Annotated in this window: 14 protein-coding genes (1 of these 14 running past the window's edge); 6 read left to right on the plus strand and 8 right to left on the minus strand. The window is 75.1% G+C overall.

Annotated elements, in window-relative coordinates; all coding sequences use genetic code 11:
- Both ACZ6RT_RS22550 and ACZ6RT_RS22555 read right to left on the minus strand, forming a co-directional pair.
- On the minus strand, positions 1-458 hold the 5' portion of the coding sequence (locus tag ACZ6RT_RS22550) for an SDR family oxidoreductase (RefSeq protein WP_470155837.1). The gene continues 73 nt to the left of window position 1, outside the view; the window shows 458 of its 531 coding nt (coding positions 1-458); it begins with the start codon at positions 456-458; its stop codon lies off the left edge, out of view.
- A gap of 12 nt (positions 459-470) precedes the next feature.
- A complete protein-coding gene (locus ACZ6RT_RS22555) occupies positions 471-1724 on the minus strand; it encodes an MFS transporter (protein WP_470155838.1) in 1254 nt (417 codons plus the stop codon).
- A gap of 79 nt (positions 1725-1803) precedes the next feature.
- Between ACZ6RT_RS22555 and ACZ6RT_RS22560 the strand changes: the two genes are divergently transcribed.
- On the plus strand, positions 1804-2703 hold the full coding sequence (locus ACZ6RT_RS22560) for a LysR family transcriptional regulator (protein WP_470155839.1): 900 nt from the start codon (positions 1804-1806) through the stop codon (positions 2701-2703).
- A gap of 107 nt (positions 2704-2810) precedes the next feature.
- Positions 2811-3467 (plus strand): GAP family protein, encoded by a 657-nt coding sequence (locus tag ACZ6RT_RS22565; protein WP_470155841.1) that lies wholly within the window; start codon positions 2811-2813, stop codon positions 3465-3467.
- 76 nt (positions 3468-3543) lie between these two features.
- Here ACZ6RT_RS22565 and ACZ6RT_RS22570 read toward each other — a convergent pair whose 3' ends face one another.
- Complete coding sequence (locus tag ACZ6RT_RS22570; RefSeq protein ID WP_470155843.1) at positions 3544-4962, minus strand: MFS transporter; 1419 nt, start codon at positions 4960-4962, stop codon at positions 3544-3546.
- Between the two features lie 99 nt (positions 4963-5061).
- Here ACZ6RT_RS22570 and ACZ6RT_RS22575 point away from each other — a divergent pair, with 99 nt between their 5' ends.
- Positions 5062-5568, plus strand: a complete 507-nt coding sequence (locus ACZ6RT_RS22575) for a MarR family winged helix-turn-helix transcriptional regulator (protein ID WP_399196674.1) — start codon at positions 5062-5064, stop codon at positions 5566-5568.
- 126 nt (positions 5569-5694) lie between these two features.
- On the opposite strand, the gene ACZ6RT_RS22580 is transcribed toward ACZ6RT_RS22575, so the two are convergent.
- The 3 genes from ACZ6RT_RS22580 to ACZ6RT_RS22590 are packed head-to-tail and all read right to left on the minus strand — an operon-like array spanning position 5695 to position 10167.
- Entirely contained in the window at positions 5695-7407 is a 1713-nt protein-coding gene (locus ACZ6RT_RS22580; RefSeq protein WP_470155845.1) for an ABC transporter ATP-binding protein, read from the minus strand.
- Positions 7404-9242, minus strand: a complete 1839-nt coding sequence (locus ACZ6RT_RS22585; RefSeq protein ID WP_470155847.1) for an ABC transporter ATP-binding protein — start codon at positions 9240-9242, stop codon at positions 7404-7406. The genes ACZ6RT_RS22580 and ACZ6RT_RS22585 overlap by 4 nt, the downstream gene beginning before the upstream one ends.
- 28 nt (positions 9243-9270) lie before the next feature.
- Positions 9271-10167 (minus strand): alpha/beta hydrolase, encoded by an 897-nt coding sequence (locus ACZ6RT_RS22590; RefSeq protein ID WP_470155849.1) that lies wholly within the window; start codon positions 10165-10167, stop codon positions 9271-9273.
- 117 nt (positions 10168-10284) lie between these two features.
- On the opposite strand from ACZ6RT_RS22590, the gene ACZ6RT_RS22595 reads away from it, so the two are divergent.
- Positions 10285-11319 carry a PucR family transcriptional regulator gene (locus tag ACZ6RT_RS22595; protein ID WP_470155851.1) on the plus strand — a complete coding sequence of 345 codons (1035 nt, stop codon included), beginning with the start codon at positions 10285-10287 and terminating at the stop codon, positions 11317-11319.
- Positions 11320-11423: 104 nt separating this feature from the next.
- On the opposite strand, the gene ACZ6RT_RS22600 is transcribed toward ACZ6RT_RS22595, so the two are convergent.
- Positions 11424-11870: a DUF6223 family protein gene (locus ACZ6RT_RS22600; protein WP_470155853.1), complete on the minus strand. Its 447-nt coding sequence runs from the start codon at positions 11868-11870 to the stop codon at positions 11424-11426.
- Positions 11871-12086: 216 nt separating this feature from the next.
- Here ACZ6RT_RS22600 and ACZ6RT_RS22605 point away from each other — a divergent pair, with 216 nt between their 5' ends.
- Both ACZ6RT_RS22605 and ACZ6RT_RS22610 read left to right on the plus strand, forming a co-directional pair.
- Positions 12087-13214: a sensor histidine kinase gene (locus ACZ6RT_RS22605; protein ID WP_470155855.1), complete on the plus strand. Its 1128-nt coding sequence runs from the start codon at positions 12087-12089 to the stop codon at positions 13212-13214.
- Positions 13211-13873 carry a response regulator gene (locus ACZ6RT_RS22610; protein ID WP_399196666.1) on the plus strand — a complete coding sequence of 221 codons (663 nt, stop codon included), beginning with the start codon at positions 13211-13213 and terminating at the stop codon, positions 13871-13873. Before ACZ6RT_RS22605 ends, ACZ6RT_RS22610 begins: the two co-directional genes overlap by 4 nt.
- 10 nt (positions 13874-13883) lie before the next feature.
- On the opposite strand, the gene ACZ6RT_RS22615 is transcribed toward ACZ6RT_RS22610, so the two are convergent.
- Positions 13884-15263 carry a sensor histidine kinase gene (locus ACZ6RT_RS22615; RefSeq protein WP_470155857.1) on the minus strand — a complete coding sequence of 460 codons (1380 nt, stop codon included), beginning with the start codon at positions 15261-15263 and terminating at the stop codon, positions 13884-13886.
- Positions 15264-15328 lie beyond the last annotated feature (65 nt).

The raw sequence follows: 15328 nt of genomic DNA on the forward strand, positions 1-15328 counted from the left end.
ACGCCCCCCCCCCCCCCCCCCCCCCCCCCCCCCCCCCCCCCCTCCCCCCCCCCCCCCCACCCCCCCCCCCCCCCCCCCTCCCTCTTCCCCCCCTCCCCCCCCCCCCCCCCCCCCCCCCCCCCCCCCCCCCGCTCCACCCCGGCCTGGCGCGCGGCCCAGAGGGCGTTCATGTTGTTCTCCGGGGCGCGCGGGCCGTTCGGGGTGAGCAGCCACAGGTCCTGCACGCCCTCGAAGGCGGGCGGCAGCGACCGGGCGTCGTCGAGGTCACCGGCGACGACCTCGGCGACCTCGGCGAGCCCGGCGAGCCCGGCGACCCTGGGGTCCTGCCCGCCCGGGCCGTCCGCCCCGGGCCGGTCGCGGACGAGGGCGCGGAGCTTCACGCCGGTCCCCCGCAGCGCGTTCGTCAGCGCGGTGGACACGGTCCCGGTGGCCCCGGTGATCAGTACGGTACGTGACACGCTCGTTCTCCTTCAGGAATCGGAGGAATCGGGGGAATCGGAGGGGCGGGGGGAGCGCGGGGAACGGGAGGAGCACCGGCGGCCGGTGACGCGCTCCAGGACCCAGAGCACGACGGTCCCGGCCGACAGGACGGCGCCCAGGACGCACACGCCGGTCCAGCCGCCGCTGACCCAGGCCAGCGACGTCAGCGCGGAACCCGCCGCGCCGCCGAGGAACAGGCAGGTCATGAAGGCCGAGTTGATCCGGTTGCGGGCCTCGGGCCGCAGCGCGTAGAGGACGTTCTGGCTGCTGTTGAGCACCGCCTGGTGCGCCAGGTCCAGCACGAGCACGCCGGCGAGCAGCCAGACCAGCCCGTGCGCCCCCGCGGCGATCGCCGGCCACGACGCCAGCAGCAGGACCGTCCCGGCGCCGGTCACGGTCTGGACGTGCCCGCGGTCGGCCAGCCGCCCCGCCACCGTGGCGGTCAGCGCGCCCACGACGCCGACCAGGCCGACCAGGCCGATGGCCGACTCCGGCCAGCCGTAGGGCGGGCCCGCCAGCAGGAAGGTCAGCGCCGTCCACAGCACGCTGAACGAGGCGAGGCTCAGTGCGCCGATCCCCGCCCGCCAGCGCAGCAGCGGCTCGTACCGGAACATCGCGACCGTCGAGCGCAGCAGCGCCGGGTAGGACAGGCGCCCGCCGTCCCCGCCGAGCCGGGGCAGGAAGACCCGCAGCAGCACGGCCATCAGCGCCATCAGGGCCGCGTGCACCCAGTAGACCGTCCGCCACCCGCCCAGCTCAGACAACGCGCCGGAGGCGGTACGCGCCAGCAGCAGGCCGAGCATCAGCCCGGTCATCACCGTGCCGACCACCCGGCCGCGCTCGGCCGGGGCCGCCAGCGTCGCCGCGAACGGCACCACCACCTGCGCCCCCACCGAGGTCAGCGCGGTCAGGGCGGTGGAGGCCAGGAGCACCGTGCCGTCGGCGGCGGTGGCCGACACCAGCAGGAACACCGCGGTCGCCGCGTAGAGCGACACCGCCAGCCGCCGTCGCTCCATCAGGTCACCGAGCGGCACGAGCAGGATCAGCCCCAGCGCGTACCCGCCCTGGGCGGCCGTCACCACCAGCGCCGCCCGGGAGGGGCCGATCCCCAGCTCCCGGCCGATCAGGTCGAGCAGCGGCTGCGCGAAGTAGTTCCCGGCGACCGCAGACCCGGTCGCCACCGACATGAGCAGGAGCAGCCCGCGCGACAGGCCGCTTCCGGTACGAGATGTCGTCGCCGTCATGCCCCCAGCCTGGGCCAGGGAAGATCGATGAGTCCAACGCATGTTTGTCATCGGACCGATCGCGCGTCACGATTGATCCATGGAGCTTCAGCAGATGCGCTACGTCGTCGCCGTCGCGGAGACGAGCAACTTCACGCGCGCCGCCGAGCGGTGCCTGGTCGTCCAGTCCGCGCTGAGCCACCAGATCGCCCGCCTGGAACGCGAGCTGGGCGCCAAGCTGTTCGAGCGCACCAGCCGCCGCGTCCGGCTGACCCCCGCCGGCGCGGCGTTCCTGCCCGCGGCCCGCCAGGCCCTCGAGGCCGCCGAACGGGCCCGCGCCGAGGTGGCGGCCGCCACCGGGGAGATCCGGGGACGGCTCGCCGTCGGCGCCATCCCCACCGTCGCGGCGGTCGATCTCCCGACCGCGCTGAAGCGCTTCCACCTGCTGCACCGGCAGGTGCGGATCAGCCTCCGTTCGGGCGCCAGCGAGGAGCTGATCGAGGGGGTGCGGCAGGGCACCCTGGACGCCGCGTTCCTGGGGCTGCCGGTGGGCGTACGGCCCAGGGGCGTCAGCGGCCACGAGCTGGCGCGCGGCGAGCTCGTGGCCGCCGTGGCGCCCGGCCACCCGCTTGCGGGCAGGGCACGCGTGGACCTGCGCGAGCTGTCGGACGAGCCGTTCGTCGACTTCCCCCCGGGCACCGCCGCGCGGATCCAGACGGACGAGGCGTTCGCGGCGGCCGGGGTCCTGCGCGAGGTCGCCTTCGAGGTGACGAACATGGACTTCATGGCCCGCCTGATCCGTCAGGGACTGGGCATCGGGATGCTGCCCGCGGCCTTCGTCCCCGAACTCCCGGACCTGCCCGTCCTGCGGGTGCGCGACGCCCCCGCCCGCATGGAGCACCTCATCTGGAGCCGCCATCCCCCCTCTCCCGCGGCCGCGGCGTTCCTGTCCCTCCTCGACGTCCCGGCGGCGGATCCCGCCGGATCACCGGAGCCGTGACGCCGGGTGCCCGGCGCGCGTACAGGACCTTCGTCGACACGGGCGTGTCGTCACGGCTTTCCGGCTCTCGTGAGGAGACGAGTTCGTCGATCGAGACGATCGGGGCGGTGCTCGGGCTCGCCGTGCTCGACACGCTCAGCCCCACCGTGATCGGGGTCACGCTCTACCTGCTCCTGTCCAGGCCACGCCGCCTGGTCGCGCTGCTCGGCGTGTACCTGGCGTCGGTGGCGGTCGCGTACTTCGTCCTGGGCGTCCTGGGCGTCCTGCTCATGCTCGGCCTGGGCGCCGTCGTGCCGCTCGTCGACGACACCGTGTGGGCCTGGGTGCAGGGCGCCTTCGGTGTGGCGCTCATCGTGGGAAGCTACTTCGTCTCCGACGAGGACCCCGAACGCGCGGCCGCCCGGCAGGAGCGGTCCTTCACCGTGCGCGCGATGCTGCTGCTGGGGCTGGGGACCTGGCTGTTCGAGTTCGCCACCGCCGTGCCGTACTTCGCCGCGATCGGCATCATGACCTCGGCCGGCCTGTCCGCCGCCCAGTGGGCACCGCTCCTCGGCGCGTACGTGACCATCATGGTGCTCCCGGGCCTCCTGCTCCTGCTCGTGTGGGCCGTCCTGGGCGAACGGATGCGTGAACGGTTCGAACGGTGGCGCGACAGGCTCTCCTCCGGGTCGCGCTCGACTGTGCGCTGGATGGTCGGGATAGCGGGGGTCCTGATCCTCCTGAGCGCCCTGCCGGGCCAGATCACCTTCACGACGGGGCCCTGACCCCCGCACCGGCACCCCGGTGAGGCTCCCGTACGCCGCGCCGCAGGTCGCCGCAGGTCGCCGCGGGCCGTCGTGGTCAGGGGCGGCGGTCCCGGGGCAGCAGCAGGCCGGCCAGCGCGACGGCCAGGCCGAACCCGGCGGCCAGGAGGAAGACCAGGTCGTAACCGGCGGCCAGGGCGGCCGGGGAACTCCCGTCGGCCTCCATCGCGGCCCTGGCACCGGCGGCCGTGGCGAGCACCGCCAGGCCCACCGCCCCGCCCACCTGGGCGGAGGTGTTGGCCAGGCCGCCGGCGATCCCGGCGTCGCCCTCGGGAACGCCCGAGGTCGCCACGGCCATGAGGGTGGGGAAGGTCAGCCCGATACCGGCCGCGACGAGCAGCGTGGGCCCGAGCACGCCCGTGACGTATCCGGTGCCGACGTGGGCCTGGGCGAGCCAGCCGAAACCCGCCACGAAGCAGGCGCAGCCGGCCGCCACCAGGGGACGCGCGCCGGTCCTCGGCAGCAGCGAGGACGCCGACCGCGCGATCACCACGAACGCCACCGCCGCGGGCGTCTGGCCGAGGCCGGCCTGGAGCGCGGTGTAGCCGAGGACGTTCTGCATGAACAGCGACGTGAAGTACCACATCGCCATGGCGATCCCCCCGAACAGCAGCAGCATGCCGTTGCCGACGGCCACCCGGCGGATCGCGAACAGCCGCGGGGGCATCATCGGCCGGGCGGCGAAACGCGCCTCCACCACGACGAAGACGGCGAGCAGGAGCAGGCCCGCCACGGTCGGCACGACGACCGGCGGGGACGCCCAGCCGTGGTCGGCGCCCTGCATGACCCCGTAGATCAGCGCGGCCAGCCCGGCCGTCCCGGTGACCGCGCCGGCGAGGTCGAGCGGTTCGCGCCGGCCGGCCCGCGCGCCGGCCAGCGACGCCACGGCCACCGCGATCAGCACCGCGCCGATCGGCACGTTGATCAGGAAGACCCACCGCCACGACAGGCCGGTCGTGATGGCCCCGCCCGCGATCGCGCCGGCCATCCCGCCCACGCCTCCCGAGGCGGACCACGCGCCGAACGCCCGGGCGCGCGCGCCCTCCCCGGTGAAACCGGTGTTGATCACGGCCAGGGTCGACGGGGCCAGCATCGCGGCCCCCACGCCCTGGGCGAGACGGGCCGCCACCAGGACCTCCGGCGTGCTCGCCAGGCCACCGGCCAGGCTCGCCGCGGAGAACACGGCCAGCCCCGCGACCAGCATCCGCCGATGGCCGAACAGGTCGGCGGCGCGGCCGCCGAGCAGCATGAAGCCGGCGAAGGTGAGCAGGTAGCCGTTCACCACCCAGGCCAGGCCGGTGGAGGTGAAGCCGAGGTCCCGGCGGACCGAGGGCAGGGCGACGTTCATGATGGACGCGTCCAGGATCACCATGAACTGGCAGGCGCACACCAGCGACAGGACCAGCCACGCGGGGCCCGCGTGGGCTCCGGCCCGCCGGGTCGCGGTACCGGTCATGACATCTTCTTCTTGGTCATATCAGACTCCTGACGGGTCCTGTAGAATTAGTTACGCGCATAATATTATGCACGTAACTAATTCCGTCAAGGAGAGCCCATGGACTTCGAGCACGCAGACGCCATCAACCAGGCCGTCCGCCTGCTGAGCCTGCGCCACCGGGCCAGGGCCGCGACGATGCTGGCCCCGCTGGGCCTGCACCCCGGCCAGGAGGCGCTCCTGCTCGAACTCGACCGCAACGGCGCGATGATCCAGGCCCAGCTCAGCGAGGCGCTCGGCTGCGAGCCGCCCAGCGTCACGCTCATGACCCGCAAGCTGGAGGCGTCCGGTCACATCCGCCGCAGGCCCGCCCCCACCGACAGGCGCGCCAGCATCGTCGAGCTCACCGACAGCGGCAGGGCGCTGGCCGGGCAGGTCAAGCGGATGTGGTGCGTCCTGGCCGAGGAGACCGTGACCGGCCTGCCCGCCGGGACGGTGGCGGAGCTGCCCGGCATCCTCGCGGCCATGACCGCCAACGTGGACACCAGGCGCTCGGGCGACCCCCACGGCCGCAGGCCCGGCCTCGTCGCCGAACCGGGCGGGACCACGACGGACCGGGCACGCTGATCAGGCCTGGACGCGCGCGTTCCGCCCGCCGGGGCCCTCACGACCTCCGGCCCCGCGACCGCGGGGGAGGGCCGGAGACGGTGTCCCCGCCCTCGCCCACGGCGCCCCCGCCCGCGGCGTGCCGGCTCATCCGCCCGCCGGTGTCATGGAGATGTCCCAGAAGTCGGCGTAACGGCCGCCGCGGCGCAGCAGCTCGTCGTGGCCGCCCTCCTCCACGATCCGGCCGCCGTCCAGGAAGACGACGTGATCGGCGCGCCGTACGGTCCGCATCCGATGCGCCACCATCACCACCGTCCGGCCCGCCATCAGGCGCTCGATCCCCGCGTGGACGGCCGCCTCGTTCACCGGGTCCAGGGCCGAGGTCACCTCGTCCAGCAGCACGACGGGCGCGTCCTTCAGCAGCGCCCGCGCGATCGAGACGCGCTGGCGCTCACCTCCCGACAGCAGCGCGCCGCCCTCGCCGACGTTCGCCGCCCATCCGCCGGGCAGCCGCTCGATCACCTCGTCCAGCCGTGCCGCGGTCGCCGCCGCCCGGACCTCGGCCTCACCGGCGCCGGGACGGCCCAGGCGGACGTTCTCCTCGATCGTGCCGTCGAAGAGGTAGACGTCCTGGAAGACGATGGCGATCCGCGCCATCAGCACCCGCGGGTCGATCACGCGTACGTCCACGCCTCCCATGCGCACCGCGCCCGCGTCCGCGTCGTGGAACCGCGCGATCAGCTGCAGCAACGTGGTCTTGCCGCTGCCCGACGGCCCGACGACGGCGAGCCGCCGCCCCTCGGGCACGGACAGCGACACGTCGTCGATCACCGTGCGGTCGCCGTGCCGGAAGACGACGGACGCGAACTCCAGGTCGTGGCGTGCCGGCCGGATCGGCTCGCGGGCCTCCGGCAGCGGCTCGGTGCTCAGCACCGCGTCCAGCCTGTCCAGCTCCGACCGCGCGGCGCGGAGCCTGCCGCCGATGTCCGACAGCGACAGCAGCGGGTCGGCGCAGCGGGCGGCGAGCACCAGGATCGTCAGGAGCTCGGCCGCGCCGATGCTCCCGCCGAGCGCGAGGTAGGCGCCCAGGGCCAGCAGCGCGGTGAAGACCGCCTGCACCGTGAGCGTCAGGCCCACCGCGCCGGGCAGCACCGCCAGCACGGTACGGCGCGACGCGCGCCGGACGTCCCGCAGTGAGTCGTCGAGCAGCGCGAAGCGCTCGCCGGTCCGGCCGCCGGCGCGCAGCACCGGCTGGGCCTGGAGGAACTCGACGACCCGCCCGGCGGCCTCCGTGTCGCGCTCGTGGCGCTCGGCGTCGGCGGCGGCCGTCGAGCGCGCCGTCCAGACCTGGATCACCGCCACGACGGGTACGGCGGCCAGCGCGGCCAGCCCCAGCCGCCGGTCGTAGGCGAGCATCACCGCGACGATCGTCAGCGGGGTCACCAGGGCGGAGACGAACGGTCCCAGCAGGTGCGCCGCCACGCCCATCGCCTGCAGGAGCCCGCGGCCGGCCATGACGGAGACCTCGCCGACCCGGTCGGCGCCGTACCAGCCGATGGGCAGCCGGGCCAGGTGCTCGCCGAGCCGGTGGTACATGCCGCGCAACATCGTGGTCCCGACCCGCATCCCGGACACGTCGCTGACGTAGCGCAGCACCGCGTAGAGCGCGACCGCCGCCCCGAACGCGACCAGCCACGGCCGGGCGTCGCCGGGACGGTCCCCGAGCAGCGCCCGCAGCACCGGGACCAGCAAGGCGTACGACAGGCCCTCGACGACCGCGGTCACCGTCATCAGGACGATGGTGCGGCGCATCGCGCGGGCGTACTCCCGCCCCAGCACGCGGAGCAGCATTCGGATCATCGGGACCCGCCTCCTCGCGGTGCGCCGGCGTGGGCCTCGGCCTCGTCGCCGACCGCCGCCTGATGCGACCGCCAGAACGCGGCGAACCTTCCGTCCCGTTCCAGCAGTTCGGCGGGCCTGCCCTGCTCGACGATCGTCCCGTTCTCCAGCACCGCCACGACATCGGCGCCGGCGACCGTCTCCAGGCGGTGGGCGATGACCAGGACCGTCCGGTCGCCGCCCAGCGTCGTCAGGGCCCGGCGCACCGCCTGCTCGGTCCGCGGGTCGGCGAAGGCGGTCGCCTCGTCGAGCACCAGGACGGGCGCGTCGGCGAGCAGGGCGCGGGCGAGCGCGACGCGCTGCGCCTCGCCGCCCGACAGCCGGGCCTCCTCGCCGATCACCGTCTCGTACCCGCGCGGCAGCTCCAGGATCCGGTCGTGGACGTTCGCCAGCCGGGCGGCGCGGATCACGTCCTCGCGGCCGGCGTGCGGCACCGCCAGCGCGATGTTGTCCGCGACCGACGCGCGCAGCAGGCGGACGTCCTGGAAGACGAAGGAGACCGTCCGGTACAGCTCCCGCTCGTCGATCTCGCGCAGGTCGGCACCGCCCAGGACGACCGAGCCGCCGGTCGGGTCGAAGAAGCGCGGCAGCAGCCGGACCAGCGTGGACTTCCCGCTTCCCGACGGTCCCACGATCGCGGTGACCGTGCCCGGTTCGAGCACCAGGTCGACGCCGCGCAGCACCTCGTGGCCGTCCTGGTAGCCGAACCGGACGCCGCGCAGCTCCACCCGGTGTCCCCGTGGCACGGCCGGACGCCCGGGTTCGGGAAGCGGTGCCACTTCGAGCACCTCCCTGATCCGCCCGACCGCGCGCCGGGCGGCCTGCAGGTCGTCGAAGCCGTGCCCCAGGGCCGCCACCGGAGCGGTCAGGGCCGGCCCGAGCAACAGGAAGGGCAGCAGGCCGGCCGGGGCCAGGCCGCCGGAGGTGATCAGGACCGCGCCGCCGGTCAGCACGACCAGCAGCACGAACGGCGGCGACAGGGCCAGCTGCATTCCCGCGGCGACCAGGGACATGCCGCGCACCCACCGGGAGAAGACGGCCACGAAGTCGTCGGTGGCCACCAGGAACCTGCGGTGGGCGCGCTCGGACCCGCCGAACGCCTTGACCACCGCGATGCCCTGCACGAACTCGATCACGGAGCCGGCGATCCGTCCCATGGCCGCGTCGAACTCCTCCTGCTCGCGCTGCCGGGCGGGGAGCATCAGCAGGGGGACCAGCGCCACCGCCGTCACCACCGGGACCAGCGTGATCAGTGTCAGCCGCACGTCGACGGTGAACAGGTAGACCAGCGACACCAGCGGCACCACGAACGCGGAGACGAGCTCGCCGGGGGCGTGGGCGATGAACGGGTGCACGGCGCCGACGTCCTCGCCCACCACCTTCGCCAGCTCGCCGGTCCGGCGCCGGGAGAACCAGCCGATCGGCACGCGCCCCAGCCGCGCCGCCAGCCTTCGGCGGAGCGCCAGCTGCACCCGGCCGTCGAGGAGGTGCCCGAGCCCGGAAGAGGCGGCCGTGAACAGCAGCCGGACGAACAGGCCGGCCGCGCCCGCGACGACGACCGTCCGGACATGACCGTGGTCGACGGGGCCGGGCGACAGCAGGACGCGGCCCAGCTCGACGACGGCCAGCAGCGGCGCCAGGCCCGCGAGGGCGCCGACGACCTGAAGGACCACGACGGTGGCGAAGCCCCGCAGGTGGGGGCGCAGCAGCCCCGCGGCGTCCCGTCCCGCCTCGGGGCCGGCGTCCGGTGGTGGTGCGGGCCGCTCCCTCGCCTCGGCGAGGTCGGTGGTGGTCATGTCTCTCCCGTCCTCGTCGATCTCGCCGTCACCTCGCCAGGGCCCGGCGCAGGGCGGCGCCGAGCTCGGCGATCTGCCGCTGCGACACCTCGGCGGACAGGATCGCCTGCGACCCGTGGAAGGTGCCGGGCCACTGGTGCAGCTCGACCGACACGCCCGCCTGCAGCATGCGCAGCGCGTAGTCGATGTCCTCGTCGCGGTTCGGGCAGAACTCCGCGGAGGCGACGTAGGCGGGCGGCAGGCCGGACAGGTCGGTCGCCCGCGCCGGGGCGGCGTACGGCGAGGCGGGGGTGGAGCCCAGGTAGTGCCCCCACAGCTGGGTGGTCTTGTTCCTGTTCATCCAGGGCGTGTCGGTGAAGTTGCGCGCCGACCACGTCTGCTGGCGGTCGTCGAGACCGGGCTGGTTGAGCAGCTGGAAACAGATCGGCGGCCCCTGCAGGTCCCGCGCCCGCAACGCCACCGCGGCCGCGAGGCCCGCACCGGCGCTGTGGCCCCCGACCGCGATCCGCTCGGGGTCGACGCCGAGCTCGGCCGCGTGCCGGGCCGTCCAGGTCAGCACGGCGTGGACGTCGTCGAGGGCGGCCGGGAACGGGTTCTCGGGGGCCAGGCGGTAGTCCACCGAGATCACCACCGCGCCGGAGGCCTCCGCCAGCCGTGTGGCCCACGGGTGCTCGGTGTCCAGGTCGCCCATGACGAACCCGCCGCCGTGCATCCAGACGATCGCGCCCTGCGCCGGGTGCGGGCGGTAGATCCGCACGGCCACGTCCGGGTCCGCGGGTACCGTGCGGTCCTCGATCTCCATGTTCGAGGTGTCCGGTACGGGCATCGCGGTGGCGAGCCCGGCGAAGTTCGCGCGGGCCGAGACCGGGTCGGACAGGTCGGTCGAAGGGAACAGCGGGACGAAGGCATCGAGTTCGGGATCCATGCCGACCATCCTCACGGCCGTCACCCCCCGGGGCACCCGCCATCCGTCGGGCATCCCGCCCCGCTCGCGCGCCGATCGGCGCTCACCCCGCCGCCCGCGCGGTCCTATGCTCCTGGCATGGAGGCACTGGCCGTACGGCTGTCGCACCTGGACTCGCAGGCCGGGGGAGCGATCCGGGTGATCATGTTCTACGACACCCTGATGCGCAGGCGGGTGGACCTGCCCGCGCTGGCCCGCGCCTCGGCGGTGCTGGCCGAGTGCGTGGCCGGGATCCGGCTCCACGGCACGGGACGGGTGATCCGCGCCTCGTCCGACGGCGGGCAGGCCCCCGCCCCGGCGTCCCCCGCGTCCAGCGCGGCGCCGGTCACGCTCGACGAGGAGGAGATCGGCACGGTGTGGCTGGAACGCCCCGGCCCGCCCAACCCGCTCGACGACCTGCTGCTGGACCGGCTCGCCATCGCCTCGGCGGCGGTCGTCGAGCGGTACGGCCCGGCCCGTACCACCATGGCCGATCCCGCCCTGATCGAGCTGGTGATCAGCTCCGGGGGGGACGAGGCCGCCAGGGCCCGCGCGTTGCGGCTGCTGGGATTCGCCGCCGATCTGCCGGTCCGCGTCGTCGCCGTACGGTCGCCGCTCCCGCTCGACCGGATCGGCGGCCTGGTCTGCCCGGCCCGCCTGGTGAAGGCGGCGTCGATCGCCGGCACGGGCGTCCTGCTGGCCACCACCGTGGACCCGGCCCGCTTCCCCGAGGGCGTACGCGCGGGCATCGGCGCCGCCGAGAGCCCCGACCGGTCGTGGCGGGAGGCCCGCACCGCCCTGCGCTTCACCACCCCGCGCAGACCGGTCGTCCCCTACGACGACCTGGGCGCGATGGCCCTGCTCGCGCAGGTGCCCCGGGAGGCCGCGCGGGGCAACGCCGACGTGGCCGCGATCGCCCGGACGGCCGCGAACCCGGAGGACCTGGAGACCCTGGAGGCCTACTGCGAGACCGGCTCCCTGCGCCGGGCCGCCGACCTTCTCCACCTGCACCACAGCAGCGTCGCCCGCCGCGTCGAGCAGCTCGGGAGGGAGCTGGGCCTCGACCTCACCGAGCCCACCGGGCTGGTGCGGGCCAGGCTCGCCCTCACCGCGTGGCGGCTGCTCGACGACTGAGCACGGCCCGCCCCGCTCCCGGCCCGTCCCGCCCGCGGCGTGACCGTGTCGGCGACGCGATCGTGCCGGCGACGCGGGAGCAGGGGCGGGACCGGGCGGCGCGGTCAGGCGCCGCGGCCGGAGGACGCGGACGAGCGGCGGGAGCGGGCCAGGACCAGCCCGCCCAGGGCCGTGGCGACCAGCCCGACCACCAGCGATATGTAGCCCCCGACGATCCCGTAGCCGGTCCCGGGACCCCCTTCGGCGGCGGCCACGACCAGCCCGCCGACGACCACGCCGGCCGCCCCGGCCACCAGGGCCACGATCGCCCCCCTCCTGCCGTCGCCGTTGCCGATCCGGCCGGTGGAGCGGGCCAGGGCCAGCCCGCCGACGACCGCGCCGGCCAGCCCCAGTACCCCTCCCACCATGGACCAGGCCCGCCCGGCGGTCAGGGTGTACGACCCGACGGGCTCCGGCTGGACCAGGGCGTGCGCGGCCGCCGGTGCGGCGAGAGCGACACCCGCGAGCAGGACGGCCGCGACGGCGGCGGCGAGCAGATGACGGACGGGCATGGGTACTCCTTCTCCCTGCGGATGGACGTCGTCCGATCATGTCCACCGGACCGGCCCCGGGTCGTCCCCCGGGCGCGGACACCTCGCGCTGCCACCGGCGGCGGACCCCGGCCACCGCGGGCGCCGCAGGATCCGGGCGCCTACCACGGCCGCGGTAGGCGGGCCCTCGTCCGTGCGCGGGAGTCGCCCGGGCGCACATCCGGTTAGGGTGCGCCCATGAGCACAGGACGGCCCGGTCTCCGGGCGGGCGTCACGGACTGGGTGGTCGCCGTCGGCGTGGCGGCGACGCTGCTGTTCACCGGGCTGTCCGCACGGCACCCCGGAACCCACCCGGACCTGCTCGGCCACGCGCTGCTGACGGTCGGGGGCCTGGCGCTGGCCGCGCGCCGCCGGGCGCCGGTCGCCGTCCTGGCCGTCACCGGGCTGTGCGCGGCGGGGTACCAGGCGGCCGGTTTCGACGTGCCCGCGGTCGCGTACCTGTTCGCGGTGTACGCGGCCGTGCGGGCGGGACACCGCGCCGTCACGGTGGCGGCGAGCGTGGCCATGCTGGCCGTTCTGCCCCTCGCGGCCATGGCCTCGGGCCTGCACGACACCGGTGAGGCGTTCGCCCAGGCCCGGGGCGCCCTGGAGCTGGCCTGGCTGATCGCGGCCGGGGCCGCGGGGGAGGCGCTGCGCCAGGCCGAGCGGCGGGCGGACGAGGCCGAGCGCACCCGGGAGGAGACCGCGCGGCGCCGCGCCGACGAGGAGCGGCTGCACATCGCGCGGGAGCTGCACGACTCCCTCACCCACCAGATCTCGATCATCAAGGTGCAGGCCGAGGTCGCCGTCCACGTGGCCCGCAAGCGGGGGGAACAGGTGCCCGAGGCCCTGCTGGCGATCCGGGAGGCCGGTCGCGAGGCGGCCCGGGAGCTGCGGGCGACCCTGGAGGCGCTGCGCGACGACGACACGACCCCGCCGCGCGGCCTCGACCACGTCGCCGAGCTGGTGGAACGGGCCCGGACGACCGGCCTGGACGCGAAGCTGACGATCGAGGGACAGCGGCACGACGTACCGGCCGCGGTGGACCGCACCGTCTACCGGATCGTCCAGGAGTCGCTGACCAACGTCGCCCGTCACGCCGCCGCGGCCACGGCGTCGGTCCGCATCGACTACCGTCCCGACACCCTGGTCGTACGGGTCGACGACGACGGCGAGGCCGCGGCCGGCAGCGTGCCGGTGCCCGGCGTCGGGCTGCTCGGGATGCGCGAACGGGTCACCGCCCTGGGCGGACGGCTGCGCGCGGCACCGCGCAGCGAGGGCGGCTTCACCGTCCACGCCGAGCTTCCCGTGGGCCGGACGTCGTGATCCGCGTCCTGCTGGTCGACGACCAGGCGCTCATCCGCAGCGGGTTCCGCGCGCTCCTCGACCTCGAGGACGACATCGAGGTGGTGGCCGAGGCCGCCGACGGCGGGGAGGGCGTGGAGCTGGCCGGGCGGTACCTGCCCGACATCGCGCTCATCGACATCTCGATGCCGGTCGTCGACGGCATCGAGGCGACCCGGCGCATCGCCGCGGACCCGGCCCTGGCCGGGGTGCACGTCGTCATCCTGACCAACTACGGCCTGGACGAGCACGTCTTCGACGCGCTGCGCGCCGGCGCGGCCGGGTTCCTCGTCAAGGACATCCTGCCGGAGGACTTCCTGCACGCCGTGCGCGTCGCCGCGCGCGGCGACGCGCTGCTCGCACCGTCGATCACCCGCAGGCTGATCGACCGGTACGTCAGCCGGCCGCTCCACACCGGCACCGGCACCGGGCTGAAGGAGCTGACCAACCGCGAACGCGAGGCCGTCGCCCTGGTCGCCCAGGGCCTGTCCAACGACCAGATCGCCGACCGCATGGTGATCAGCTCGCTGACCGCGAAGACCCACGTCAACCGGGCCATGACCAAGCTGCACGCCCGTGACCGCGCCCAGCTCGTGGTCCTCGCCTACGAGTCCGGCCTGGTGGTCCCGCGCACCTGTTGACCCCCTCGGCTCACGGAAGGGGACGCCGCCCCGCCTCCTCGGCGGCGCGGAGGGGGAGCCTCGCCACGAACCGCGCGCCCCGCTCGGAGTCCTCGACGGTCAGCGTCCCGCCGTGCTGCTCGGCGATCCCCCTGGCGATCGCCAGGCCCAGTCCCGTGCCGCCCTCGTCCTTGCTGCGGGCCGAGTCCAGCCGGGTGAAGCGCTGGAACACGACCTCCCGCTGGTCGGCGGGGATCCCGGGGCCGTCGTCGCTCACCTCCAGCAGGGCGTCGGAGCCCTCGCCGCGGACCGAGACCGTCACCGCGTGGGCGGCGTGCCGCTCGGCGTTGTCCAGCAGGTTGCCGAGCAGCCGGGTGAGCTGGAGCCGGTCCCCGGTGACCGTCAGGCCGGGCGCGAGGTCCGCCGTGATCCGCGTCCGGTGGCCGCGGTGGGTGAGCTCGGAGGCGACCAGCTCGCCCAGGTCCGTGCCGTCCCCGGTGCCGTCGGCACCACCGAGGTCCGCGTCGAGGCGGGCGAGCGTGAGCAGGTCGGTGACGATGGCCTGCAGCCGGTGGAGATCGGCGAGCAGGGCCGCCGAGACCGCGGGCCAGTCGGTCTCCCGCGGGTGCAGCAGCGCCTCCTCCACCTGGACGCGCATGGCGGTGATGGGGCTGCGCAGGTCGTGCGAGGCGTCGGCGGCGAAGCGCCGCTCCCGCTCCACGGCGGCCTCCAGCCGGTCCAGGGTCTGGTTCACGGTCCGCGCCAGCTTCTGGATCTCGTCGGGGGACGCGGGAACGGGGACCCGGCGGCCCAGGTCGGTCGCGGTGATCTCGGCCAGTTCCGCGCAGATCGCCTCCACCGGGTCGAGGGAGCTCGCGACGGCGCGGTAGGCGCCGAACGCGCTGAGCCCGGTCAGGAGGGCCGAACCGGCCAGCAGGGCGGCCAGCAGCCTGAGGTCGGTGTACCAGGGGACGGCGTGGTCGGCGCCGTAGACGATCCATTCCCCCCCGGCCTCGGGCACCCGCAGGGCCACCAGGATCATGCACGTCCCGGCCAGGCCCGGCGCGTCGCAGACGGTCCGGTCCGCGTACCTGCTGTCCTCCGGCGGCAGGAAGGAGGCGATGCGCGCCCTGCCGGCCAGCTCCCTGCTCGCCGAGACGACCCGTCCCCGGGGATCCACCACCTGCAGGATCGGCATCCCCGCGCCGGGGAGCACGGCCGGCAGCCGCCGGTCGGCCGGGATGAGGGGGGCCACCCCCAGCTGCGTCGCCAGGATCCGGCCTCTCCGGTCCTCGGTGACGTGGTGATGGGCGTTCGTCAGGGTGAGCGCGCAGAAGCCCCCGGACACCAGCGCCATCACGGCACCGCACCACACGGCCATCCGACTCCGCAGCGACCAGTACCGTCGCACGCCCACCTCCCCGCCCCTGGTGATCACGCTAAACGGGTGTCGTGCCAGAAGGGCCCGGCGAACGT

The sequence above is a fragment of the Streptosporangium sp. NPDC050148 genome (assembly GCF_055586505.1).